The sequence below is a fragment of the Arthrobacter sp. B3I9 genome, from assembly GCF_030816935.1.
Taxonomy (GTDB): Bacteria; Actinomycetota; Actinomycetes; order Actinomycetales; family Micrococcaceae; genus Arthrobacter.
Genome location: NZ_JAUSYO010000001.1, coordinates 2,830,990 through 2,842,976, shown reverse-complemented (window position 1 = coordinate 2,842,976; position 11,987 = coordinate 2,830,990). Strand labels below are relative to the sequence as shown.

Sequence of the window (11,987 nt, the reverse complement as noted above, 5' to 3'; positions counted from 1 at the left end):
GTGATAGGGAGGAACTGAACGCACGAAGGCCCCGGCCGGTCATTGACCGGCCGGGGCCTTCGCGTTTCCGGCTCCCGGGTACTTCGGAAGGCGTTAGAGTTAACAGGCATGTCTACCACTCGAAGGAGGGGCCGTTGGGAATTTTGGAGACCATCCGGAATCCGCAGGACCTGAGCAAACTGTCCGAGGCACAGCTGGATCAGCTGGCAGCGGAGGTCAGGGAATTCCTGATCGGCAACGTCTCCCAGACCGGAGGCCACCTTGGCCCGAACCTCGGCGTCGTTGAACTCACCATCGCCGTGCACCGGATCTTCGATTCCCCCCGCGACAGCATCGTCTTTGACACGGGCCACCAGTCCTACGTCCACAAACTCCTCACCGGCCGCCAGGACTTCAGCACGCTGCGCCAGCAGGGTGGACTCTCCGGCTACCCCGACCGCGCCGAGTCCGACCACGACATCGTGGAAAGCTCGCACGCCTCCTCCTCACTGTCCTGGGCCGACGGGATTTCCCGGGCCCGCCAACTGACCGGCGGCGGGGACCGTTACGTCGTCGCGGTCGTCGGCGACGGCGCCCTGACCGGAGGCATGGCCTGGGAGGCCCTCAACAACATTGCCGCGGACAAGAAGCGCCGCGTCGTCATTGTCGTCAATGACAATGGCCGCTCCTACGCACCGACCGTCGGCGGCTTTGCCGACTACCTGGCTTCGCTGCGGCCCACAATCGATTCCTTCCGCGCCGCGCCCGCCTATGAGGGAACCCTGGACTGGTGGCGCCGGAGGCTGCAGAACGGCGGCCCCCTGGGGCAGTTCACCTACCGCAGCCTCCACGCCATGAAAAAGGGCATCAAGGACTGGTGGGCTCCGCAAGGCATGTTCGAAGACCTCGGCATGAAGTACATCGGTCCCGTCGACGGCCATAACCTCCAGGCCATGGAACATGCGCTTTCCACGGCCCGCAATTACGCCGGTCCGGTCATCGTCCACGCCATGACGGAAAAGGGGCCACGGCTACGCTCCCGCCCGCGCCCACGAAGCGGACCAGTTCCACGCCGTCGGCATCATCGACCCCGAAACCGGCGAGCCCACCGAGGCCGGCGGCGCGAAGTCCTGGACGTCCGTTTTCGCCGACGAGATCGCCGACATCGCCGACGAGCGCAAGGACATCGTCGGCATCACCGGGGCCATGCTGATCCCCGTCGGGCTGCACAAGTTCGCCGCCCGGCACCCCGAGCGGGTGTTCGACGTCGGCATCGCCGAACAGCACGCGCTCACCTCCGCCGCCGGCATGGCCTTCGGCGGCCTGCACCCGGTGGTGGCCGTCTACGCGACCTTCCTCAACCGTGCCTTTGACCAGCTGCTCATGGACGTCGCCCTGCACAAGGCCGGCGTGACCGTGGTCCTGGACCGCGCCGGGGTGACCGGCCCCGACGGCGCCAGCCACCACGGCATGTGGGACATGGCGATGGTCCAGATCGTTCCGGGGCTGCACCTCGCCGCGCCGCGCGACGCCAGCCGGCTCCGCGAGGAGCTGCGCGAGGCCGTGGCCATCGAGGACGGGCCCAGCGTGGTCCGCTACTCCAAGGGCAGCGTCGGCGCCGAGGTTGACGCCATCGAACGGCTCAGCGACGGCGTCGACGTGCTTGCCCGGCGGCCGTCCGGCTCCACCGAAAACGACGTCCTGATCATCAGCGTCGGTGCGATGTCCGAACTTGCGCTGGATGTCTCGAACCGGCTCGGGGCCCAGGGCATCAGCTCCACCGTCGTGGATCCCCGCTGGCTGCTTCCCGTCCGGAAGTCCATCATCGCCCTCGCCTCGCACCACCGCCTCGTCGTCTGCCTCGAGGACGGCGTGCGGGCCGGCGGTGTCGGTTCCCGGATCCGGCAGGAAATGCGGGCCGCCGGTGTGGACACCGCCCTGAACGAGGTGGGGCTCCCGGTCGAGTTCCTCGACCACGGAACCCGCAGCCAGGTGCTGGAACGCGTCGGGCTGACCGCCCGGAAAATCACGCACGACGTCGTAGCCCAGGTCTTGGGGACCAAGGTGCCGTTCGCCCGCCCCCTGCCCGGGCAGGCGCACCCCACCACCGGCAGCCTCCCGCTGCTGTAGCCGTCTCAACAGCTTTTCCGTCAGACGGTGCCGCCAATGGCGCCGCTGCACGACGGTCCAGGAAGGAACTCGCACATGAGTGGAATTATCCGGGTCTACAAACGCAACGAAGAAGGAGTCCTGGAGTTCAGGGAAGCCTGGTTTGACGAGGACTACAGCCAATTCGTGATGAACTACGGCGTTGTCGGGCACCAAAGCAAGACCGAGGAGACTGACGTCCCCGATGCCTCGGCCGCAGAAGGACTGATGGATGCCTTCGCCGCGCAGTGCGCCGAGGACGGCTTCGCCGATATTCCTGAGAACGAACAGTTTTGGGTGGTGGCCCAGTACGCCCTCAAGACGAAGGACGGTACCAGCCGCGACCGTTACCTTGAGGAAAAGGCGAAGGACGCGCGCTGATGAGCCACCTGGCCTGGCGTGGGCTGGGCGTCGTGGACCGCTCCGAATTCGGGGACTCGAAACTCAACATCTTCTGCCTGACCCCGGACGTCAACAAGGCCGTCAACGCCATCAAGGTCTGCATCCGCGGCGAGGACCTCGACTTCACCAAGCTCAGCATCGGCGCGGCTCCCTTCGGTGACACCGCCTTCAAACTCAAGCATTCACCCAAGCCGGCAAACAGCTTCAGCCTGTAGTTCCCTCCGTAGTCCGTCCGCGAGTTCACACCAGCTTTGGGGGCAATCACATGGAAGGCACAATCTCATGACGCCGAAATCCGCAGAACCAGGCCGCACCCCGCTTCCCCGGGGAATGGACCCGCTCGCCCGCAGGTCCCTGGCGCATGCCGGGGTGGAAACCCTGGAACAGGTAGTGCAACTAGGGGAGCGCAAACTTGTGAGCATGCCTGGGGTCTGCCCCCGCACAGTGGCCCAGCTCCAGGAAGCCCTGGACGACCACGGCCTGGAGCTCTCGGCGGGCTGACCGGGGAGCATTCCCGGCCGTTATAGGCTGGACTGCATGACTGAATACCGCCGTGTGGGAAATTCCGGACTGTCCGTCTCCGTCGTGGGCCTTGGCTGCAACAACCTGGGCCGATCGAATACGGCGACCGAGTCGCAGGAGGGGACCGACGCCGTCGTGCATGCGGCCCTGGACGCCGGCATCACCTTCTTCGATGTCGCGGACACCTACGGCCGGGAACCGGGCCTGAGCGAGACCATGCTCGGCAAAGCCCTCGCGGGCCGCCGGGACGACGTCGTCATCGGCACCAAGTTCGGAATGGACGCCCGGGGCGCCAACGGCAACGATTTTGGTGCCCGCGGATCCCGCAGCTACATCATCAGGGCCGCCGAGGCCTCGCTGCGCCGGCTGGGCACAGACTGGATCGACCTTTACCAGTTCCACGTCCCTGACCCCCTGACGCCCATCGACGAAACACTGGCGGCCCTGGACGAGCTCGTGACCAGCGGCAAGGTCCGCTACATCGGCCACTCCAACCGCGCCGGCTGGCAGATCGCCGAAGCGGAATTCGTGGCCCGGGCCCGGGGCGGATCCCGGTTCATCTCCAGCCAGAACCACTACAACCTGCTGGACCGCCGCGCCGAGCTTGAAGTGACGCCCGCCGCCGAAGCCTACGGCCTCGGCGTGCTGCCCTACTTCCCGCTCGCCAACGGCCTGCTGACCGGAAAATACGCCAAGGACAGCGCCCCCGAGGGTTCCCGGCTCAGCCACACCCGGACCCACCTCGTCCACGAGGCCGACTGGGAGCAGCTGGACGCGTTCAGCGCCTTCGCCGCCGCGCGCGGGCTCAACGAGATCCAGGTCGCCTTCTCCTGGCTGGCCGCCCAGCCCTCCGTGAGCAGTGTCATCGCCGGCGCCACGCGGCCCGAACAGGTCCGGCAGAACGCCGCCGCCGTGGCCTGGATCCCCAGCGCTGCGGAACTGGCCGAACTGGACGACCTCTTCCCGCGCACCCCCAAGGTGGCGCTGTTCTAGGGGAAGCTGTGCCGATGCACTCTGCGCCCACGCACACTGCGCCGATGCACACCGTCCTGATGGACGTCGACACCGGAATCGACGACGCCCTGGCCCTCGTGTACCTGCTCTCGCGCCCCGAAGTGCGGATCCAGGCGATCACCTGCACCGCCGGTAACGTGGGCGCCCGGCAGGTGGCGCTGAACAACCTGTCGCTGCTGGAGCTTTGCGGCCGCCCCGGGATCGAGGTTGCTGTCGGGGCGGAGGTGCCGCTGGAAATCCCGCTCGTCACCACCGAGGAGACGCACGGGCCGCAGGGGATCGGCTACGCCGAACTGCCCGCTCCGGCCCAGGCGATCTCGGCACGGCACGCCGTCGACGTCTGGGTGGATGAGGCGCGCGCGCACCCGGGGGAGCTGACCGGCCTCATCACCGGCCCGTTGACCAACTTCGCCCTGGCCCTCCGCCGGGAACCGGAACTGCCACGGCTGCTCAAGGGCCTCGTCATCATGGGCGGATGCTTCAACTACCAAGGCAACACCACCCCTACCGCGGAGTGGAACGTCTCCGTCGACCCGCACGCCGCCAAGGAGGTCTTCGAGGCCTACCGCGGCCTGCCCGAGGACCGGCTGCCGCTGGTGTGCGCCCTGGAGACCACGGAGCTGATCGAACTGCGCCCGGAGCACCTCAAACGACTCGCCGAGGCAGCCGGCGCGCCGCCGGAGCTGGTCCTGCCGGAGCAGCCCGCCGGTCGGCGCAGCAGGTCCCCGAACCCCCTCGTCGCCTGCCTGTCCGACGCGATCCGGTTCTATCTGGAGTTCCACCGGCAGTACGACCAGGGCTATGTCGCGCACATGCACGATGCGTTTGCGGCGTGTGCCGCCATTGGCCGCACGCCCGTACGTGCCCGCCTGGCGACGGTCGACGTCGAAACGTCCTCTGCGCTCCTCATGGGTACGACGGTGGCAGACTACCGCGGGCTCTGGGGACTGCCGCCCAACGCCCGGATCGTCGCGTCCAACGATCCCGACCAGTGTTTCGACGAGCTGATCACCTCCGTGGGCGCCCTCGCCCGCCGGATCGGGCAGCGCTAGCGGCGGCGTGGCCTACAAGCTGACCGGGGCCCCTGGAAGCGGCACAGGCCGCTAGAATGGTACCTGCGCCGAGGTGACATAGGCGGAAGTTTCCACCCCACCCGAAGGACCCCTTCCCATGCCACAGCCCTCCCTCACCCTCCCCGCCTCGGGCCCCGAGTCTGGAACGGCGGCCGGCCGGCGCCGCCGCCTGCTCGAAATCGCCGGAGCCGCTGCCATTGCGGCCACCTATATCTTCCTTGTACTCACCCAGCCCGCGGACATCGCCAACGGTCCGGCCAGCTTCTCGGCACTCGTGGCGCTTGGCGGGTTCCTGCTCGGCGCCATGCTGCTGATCGCCGCCGTGCTTCCCGTGCTGCCCACCTCCACCCTCGTCCTGATGCCCGTGGCGCTGGTATTGAACGTGGTCCTCGGCCAGCTGATGGGCAACACCGGCCTGCCGTTCTACTTCGACGCGATCGGCACCGTCCTGATCGCCGTCCTCGCCGGACCGGCTGCCGGCGCCGCCACGGGAGCCCTCAGCAGCATCGTGTGGTCCTTCTTCAACCCGACGGTCCTGCCCTTCGCCGCCGGCGCCGCACTGATCGGCTTCCTCGCCGGGCTCGCCGCCCGCGCCGGGCTCTTCCGCCGCTTCTACCTTGCGCCGGTGGCCGGTTTCCTCACGGGCATCCTCGCCGGCGTCATCTCCGCACCGATCGCGGCCTTCGTCTTCGGCGGCACGGCGGGTGTGGGCACCGGCGCGATCGTCAGTGCCTTCCGCGCCATGGGCGACACCCTGCTCGCTGCCATCACCAAGCAGGCCCTGATCTCGGACCCGATGGACAAGGCGATTGTCTTCGCCATCGCCGCACTGCTTGTCTACGCCCTGCCGCGCCGGACCACCTACCGGTTCCCGTTTGTCCGGCGCTTCCGGGTGCTTGCCGGCAAGGCCCCGGTGACGGCCGAAGCCTGAGCAGTGCCCTCTGAAAAAATGCGGGCCGGACGGGCAGGCCCCGGCCCGCACCCGTTCACCGCGCTCACCGCGGCCGTCAGCGTTGCGGTCATCACGACGGCGGCGGCCAGCTGGCTGCTGTCGGCGGTGGTGGCGCTGGCCGCGGGGCTGCTGGCCGTCCGGGCCGGGGTGGCGCGCCGGGTGCTGGCCGCCGCCGCAGTCATCCTGCTGCCCTTCGGGGCCTCGCTGCTGATGCTGCACGGCCTCTTCTTTCCGGAGGGGCGTACTGTCCTCGCGGCCTGGGGACCGGCGAGGGTCACTGCTGAGGGGCTCGCCTTCGCCCTGGAGACAGGAAGCCGCACCGGCGCCTGCGTTCTCGTGCTGCTGCTGTTTTCCTTCACCGTAAGCGTCCCGGACCTCATCACGGCGCTCACTGAACGCCGGCTGCCCCGGCAGTTCAGCTTCGTCGTGGCATCCACCCTGACCCTGGTGCCGGCCATTGGACGCCGTCTTGACCGCATCTCCCAGGCGCAGCAGGCCCGGGGCCTGGTGCTCCGCGGCGGACCGCTGTCCCGGCTCGCGGCCGTCCGGCTGCAGATGGTGCCGCTCGTGCTGGGCCTGATCGATGATGCCGGCAGCCGTGCGCAGGCCCTCGACGCACGGGGCTTTGCCCGCCCCGGGATCCGGACAAGTTACCGGACCTTGACGGATTCCCCGGCCCAGCGGGGGATCCGTGCCGCGGCCCTGGTGCTGGCGGGAGCGGCCGTCCTGCTCCGTGCGGTGGTCTCCTGGCCGGGAGCGGGACCATCATGAACACTCCGCTGCTCAGCGCCGAGATCACCGGCTTCAGCTTCCACGGCGAGGACAGACCGGCGCTGCGCCAGCTCGGGATCAGCGCGTCCCCCGGCACCCTGACTGCCGTTCTCGGCGGCTCCGGCAGCGGCAAGTCGACCCTGGGCAGACTCCTTGGCGGCTGGCTCCGCCCCGGTGATGCCGGTGTCCTGACCGGACGGCTGAGCCTTGCCGGCAGCGTGCTGGAATTCCAGGGCGGTTCCGGTGATCCCCGGATCGACCCCGCCGCCTGGTCACGGCGGGTGGCCTACGTGCCGCAGGACGCGGCAAGCATGCTGTCCACCGTAACCTCCACGGTCGCGGAGGAACTGGCCTTCGGCCTCGAAAACATCGGCATGCCCCGTCTCGGGATGCTGGAGGAAGTACAGCGGTGCGCCGACGTGCTGGGCCTTACCGGGATGCTGGAGCGCGACCCGGCCACGCTCTCAGGCGGAGAACTGCGCCGGCTGGCCCTGGGATGCGCCCTCATCACCCATCCGGATGTGCTGATCCTGGATGAACCGCTCGCGTCCCTGGACGCCGTCGGCGCGGCCCAGCTCCGGGAACTCATCCGCGGACTCACCGCGGCGGGGACCGCCGTCGTACTGCTCAGCCAGAGCGCGGACGCCCTTGCCCGGTGTGCTGATCACTGGATTGTGCTGCAGGCCGGCACGGTAACCGCCGCCGGCAGCCCGGGGGAGCTCGCAGCTTCAGCACAGCTGGCAGCGGCAGGGGTGGTGGTGGATCCCCTTCCGGGGAGTGCCCGGCCATCGCGGCATACGCCGTTTGCAAAGGCGGACGGCGGCATCGCGCTGCTCGAGGTACGCGGGCTGTCCTTCAGCTATCCGGGCACCGGCGCCGCGGCTCCGGCGCAACTCCTTGCCGGCCTGGACCTGGCGGTGCGGGCGGGGGAGACCGTGGCCATCACCGGCCCGAACGGGGCCGGCAAGTCGACGCTGCTGCGCCACCTCAACGGCCTGCTGCGGCCGGCCGCCGGGGACGTGCGGATCCGTGGCGGCAGCATCGCCGGTATCCCTGCGGGGGCCCTGGCCGCGGAGATCGGCCTGCTGTTCCAGCACCCGCGCGACCAGCTCTTCGAGCGGACCGTCCTGCGGGAAGTGGGCTTCGGGCTCCGCAAGCTTGTGGGCCGCGAGCGGGCCGCGGAGAGGGCACTGCAGGCACTGGCCGCCGTCGGACTGGCGGACTCCGCTGCCGCGCATCCCGCCGAACTGCCCTCCTCCCAGCAGCGGCTGCTCGCACTCGCCACCGTACTGGCCCGGGAACCCGCCGTGCTGGCGTTGGACGAACCCACCGTCGGGCTGGACCGGCACGGGCTTGAGGCGCTGCAGGGCGCCGCGGAGGCCGCCGCGGCGCGCGGTGCTGCCGTCCTGATCGTCACGCACGACCTCGACTACGCCCGGCGCACGGCGCACCGCGTCCTGGAGCTCAGGGACGGCCGGTTGCGCGACGCCTGAGCCGGGAAACCAGGAGTCCTACGCAGCAGGCCCGGAGGTTGCCCCGGCGTGGAACTTCCTGCCGGCGACCCGCTCGGAGGCGCCCACCCGGTCAAGGTAGGGAGTGATGCCGCCGAGGAACATCGGCCAGCCCGCGCCCAGGATCATGCACAGATCGATGTCCTCCGGGCCCGCCACCACCCCCTCGTCCAGCATCAGGCCGATCTCCTCCGCCAGCGCATCCTGCGTCCGGCGCAGCACTTCCTCACCGGTGGAGGGTTTGTTGCCGAAAGACATGAGGGCCAGGGTCTCGGCGGGAATGGACGGCTTGCCGTCCGCGCCGCTGCCGGACGCCCAGATCGACTTCACGCCGTTGTCGATGAGTTTCTGCAGGTTCTCCGAGACGGGGAAGCGGTCCCCGAAGGCAGCGTGCAGGGATTCCTGGACGTGCTGTGCCACCGGCAGCCCCACCATGGCGCCGAGCGTGAACGGCGTCATCGGCAGCCCCATCGGCCGCAGCGCGTTGTCCGCCACCTCGGCCGGCGTGCCCTCGTCGAAGGCCGCGGTCACTTCGCCCATAAGGCGCAGCAGGATGCGGTTGACCACAAACGCCGGGGCGTCCTTGACGAGCACGGCGGTCTTCTTGAGGCCCTTGGCGAGCTCGAAGGCGGTGGCCAGCACGGCGTCGTCGGTCTTGGGCGCACGGACGATTTCCAGCAGCGGCATCACGGCCACCGGGTTGAAGAAGTGGAAGCCCACCAGCCGTCCGGGGTGCTGCAGGTCCTCGGCCATCGCGGTGACCGACAGTGAGGACGTGTTGGTCGCGAGGATGCACTCGGGTGAAACGATGGCCTCGACTTCCTTGAAGACCTGCTTTTTCACTGCAAGTTCCTCGAACACCGCCTCGATCACAAAGTCGGCATGGGCGAACGCGTCCTTGGACACGGAACCGGTTACGAGCGCGCGCGTGCGGTTGGCGGCGTCGGGACTGATCCGCTTCCTGGCGAGGAGCTTGTCCACTTCGGCCCGGACGTAGCCCACGCCCTTGTCCACCCGTGCCTGGTCGATGTCTGTCAGCACGACGGGCACTTTGAGCTGGCGGGCGAAGAGCAGGGCGAGCTGGCTGGCCATGAGGCCGGCGCCCACGATGCCGACCTTGCTCACCGGACGGGCCAGCTTGCGGTCCGGTGCTCCGGCCGGGCGCTTGGAACGCTTCTGCACCAGGTCCAGGAAGGCATAGACCGTTGAGCGGAACTCGTCGGTCTGCATGAGGTCCGCCAGCGTGTCGCATTCGAGCCGGGCGGACTCGGCCTGCGTCATGGTCCGGTTGGCTTCCATCACGTCCAGGACTTTGGCCGGCGCCGGTGAGGCGTTGGAGGTTTTGGCCTCCACGAGGGCGCGGCCGGCGGCAATGGCACCTGCCCAGCGTTCGACGACCTCCGGGGCGGAAGGGTCGACGGCGTTGGGGCGCTCCGGCGCCACGGTACCGGCGAGAACCTGGGCGGCCCACGCGACGGACTGCTCGAGGAAGTCGGCGGGCTCGAAGACCGCGTCCGCCATGCCCAGCTCGAAGGCCTGCGGCCCCGAGAGGGTGCGGTTGTTGCTCAGCGGGTTCTCGATCATCACCTTGAGGGCGTTCTCCGGACCGATGAGCCGCGGCAGGATGTACACACCGCCCCAGCCCGGGATGAGGCCGATGAAGGCCTCGGGCAGGGCCAGCGCGCCAGCACCGGTGGATACGGTGCGGTAGGTGGACTGGAGGGCGATTTCCAGCCCGCCGCCGAGCGCGACCCCGTTGATGAAGGCGAAGCTGGGAACACCCAGGTTAGCCAACGTCGCATAGACCTCGTGCCCCAGCTGCGCCATCTGCAGGCCGTGCTCACGGGCGCTGAGGGACTTCACCGTGGACAGGTCCGCTCCCGCCACCAGGAAGTACGGTTTTCCGGTGACCCCGACGCCGGCGATCTCGCCGCGGGCGGCCCGCTCCTTCAGCCCTTCCAGAACCGTGCCCAGTTCGATCAGCGTGTTCGGGCCCAGGGTGGTTGGCTTGGAGGAGTCGAGCCCGTTGTCCAGCGTGACCAGCGCGAAGGTTCCGGGGCTGGTGCCGTTCACCGGCGGCAGTTCGATGTCCTGGACGTAGGAGTGGGTGATCGTCTCGTCCGGAAAGAGATCGCCAAGCTGGCGGAAATCGGCGGCGCTCATACTGCGGCTCCCGTCTCGGTAGTGGTGGTTACGGCGGTTTCAGTGGTTGCGATGGTTTCAGCAGCAGTGCCGTAGTCGGCGTGGTTCGGATTCTCCCAGATGACCGTCGCTCCCATGCCCAGGCCGATGCACATGGTGGTCATGCCGTACCGGACGGATGAATCTTCCTCGAACTGCCGGGCCAGCTGGTTCATCAGCCGCACCCCGGAGGACGCCAGCGGGTGCCCTACGGCAATCGCTCCGCCGTAGCGGTTGACCCGGGGGTCGTCGTCGGGAATGCCGAAGTGGTCCAGGAAGCTGAGGACCTGGACGGCGAAGGCCTCGTTGATTTCGAACAGGCCGATGTCCCCGATGCCCAGGCCCGCGTTCCTGAGCGCCTTTTCCGTGGCCGGCACCGGGCCGATGCCCATGACCTCGGGCTCCACGCCGGCAAAGGCGTAACTGACCAGCCGCATCCGGACCGGCAGGCCGAGTTCCGCGGCGGCGTCCGCGGACGCCAGCAGGGCCGCCGTCGCGCCGTCATTGAGGCCGGCGGCATTGCCGGCAGTGACCCGGCCGTGGGCCCGGAATGGGGTCTTGAGCGTGGCGAGGTCCTCGAGCGAAGTTCCGGGCCGCGGCGGCTCGTCCACGGTGTTCACGGTCCAGCCTTGGCCGGGCTTCAGCGTGGCGACCGGCACCAGGTCCGGCTGGATCTGGCCCTTGGCGTAGGCAGCGGCCAGCTTGGCCTGGGACGCGACGGCATAGGTGTCGGCGCGGTCCTTGGTGATGGCGGGGAAGCGGTCATGCAGGTTTTCAGCCGTATTGCCCATGTTCAGGGCGGCAGGGTCCACAATCCGTTCCGACAGAAAGCGCGGGTTTGGATCCGCGCCCGCTCCCATCGGGTGGTTGCCCATGTGCTCCACTCCACCCGCTATCACGACGTCGTAGGCGCCGAAGCCGATGCCGCTCGCCGTCGTGGTCACGGCGGTCATCGCGCCGGCGCACATCCTGTCGATCGCGAAGCCCGGAACCGTGCGGGGCAAGCCTGCCAGCAGGGCAGCGGTGCGTCCGATGGTCAGGCCCTGGTCGCCGGTCTGCGTCGTGGCCGCAATGGCCACCTCGTCGACGCGGTCGGCGGGCAGGGAGGGGTTGCGGCGCATCAGCTCCCGGATGCACTTGACCACGAGGTCATCGGCCCGGGTTCCGGCGTAGATGCCCTTCTCGCCCGCGCGGCCGAAGGGGGTGCGGACGCCATCGACGAAGACGACGTCACGCACAGTGCGGGGACTGGCGCTGCGCGGACTTCCGCTGCCCTGTCGTCCGCTGACGGGTTCTCCGCTTCTGTGTTCTTCGCGACGGGGCTGGCTCACGTGCTACTCCTCATTGAGACATGGTGCCGGACCTGAGTGCGAGGCAGGAAGGCCGCCACAAGCAGCAGTGGTCCGGATGACATTTCCTCGCCATGTTACTCGC

The 11,987-nt window shown here is 68.9% G+C and carries 8 protein-coding genes and 2 pseudogenes; 8 read left to right on the top strand and 2 right to left on the bottom strand.

From position 1 onward, the window contains the following. The first annotated feature begins 134 nt into the window (after nt 1-134). The 8 genes and pseudogenes from dxs to QFZ65_RS13280 all read left to right on the top strand — a co-directional run bounded on the left by dxs (nt 135) and on the right by QFZ65_RS13280 (nt 8,354). Nucleotides 135-2,109: pseudogene (gene dxs, locus QFZ65_RS13315) on the top strand (1-deoxy-D-xylulose-5-phosphate synthase). A gap of 75 nt (nt 2,110-2,184) precedes the next feature. Next, nucleotides 2,185-2,744: pseudogene (locus QFZ65_RS13310) on the top strand (hypothetical protein). Between the two features lie 67 nt (nt 2,745-2,811). Then, nucleotides 2,812-3,030 (top strand): hypothetical protein, encoded by a 219-nt coding sequence (locus QFZ65_RS13305; protein ID WP_306911121.1) that lies wholly within the window; start codon nt 2,812-2,814, stop codon nt 3,028-3,030. A gap of 36 nt (nt 3,031-3,066) precedes the next feature. Then, nucleotides 3,067-4,044, top strand: coding sequence for an aldo/keto reductase (locus QFZ65_RS13300; RefSeq protein WP_306911119.1), 978 nt, complete (start codon nt 3,067-3,069; stop codon nt 4,042-4,044). Nucleotides 4,045-4,088: 44 nt separating this feature from the next. Next, nucleotides 4,089-5,117, top strand: a complete 1,029-nt coding sequence (locus tag QFZ65_RS13295) for a nucleoside hydrolase (protein WP_306911117.1) — start codon at nt 4,089-4,091, stop codon at nt 5,115-5,117. Between the two features lie 118 nt (nt 5,118-5,235). Continuing rightward, on the top strand, nt 5,236-6,069 hold the full coding sequence (locus tag QFZ65_RS13290) for an ECF transporter S component (RefSeq protein WP_306911115.1): 834 nt from the start codon (nt 5,236-5,238) through the stop codon (nt 6,067-6,069). A gap of 3 nt (nt 6,070-6,072) precedes the next feature. After that, entirely contained in the window at nt 6,073-6,861 is a 789-nt protein-coding gene (locus QFZ65_RS13285) for an energy-coupling factor transporter transmembrane component T (protein WP_306911113.1), read from the top strand. After that, nucleotides 6,858-8,354, top strand: a complete 1,497-nt coding sequence (locus QFZ65_RS13280; RefSeq protein WP_306911111.1) for an ABC transporter ATP-binding protein — start codon at nt 6,858-6,860, stop codon at nt 8,352-8,354. Before QFZ65_RS13285 ends, QFZ65_RS13280 begins: the two co-directional genes overlap by 4 nt. A gap of 18 nt (nt 8,355-8,372) precedes the next feature. Here the strand turns inward: QFZ65_RS13280 and QFZ65_RS13275 are convergent, their stop codons facing one another. After that, the gene (locus QFZ65_RS13275) at nt 8,373-10,535 is read right to left on the bottom strand and encodes a 3-hydroxyacyl-CoA dehydrogenase NAD-binding domain-containing protein (RefSeq protein WP_306911110.1); all 2,163 of its coding nucleotides are present in this window, start codon (nt 10,533-10,535) and stop codon (nt 8,373-8,375) included. After that, nucleotides 10,532-11,791 carry an acetyl-CoA C-acyltransferase gene (locus QFZ65_RS13270; RefSeq protein ID WP_306912576.1) on the bottom strand — a complete coding sequence of 420 codons (1,260 nt, stop codon included), beginning with the start codon at nt 11,789-11,791 and terminating at the stop codon, nt 10,532-10,534. Before QFZ65_RS13270 ends, QFZ65_RS13275 begins: the two co-directional genes overlap by 4 nt. Nucleotides 11,792-11,987: the final 196 nt, after the last annotated feature.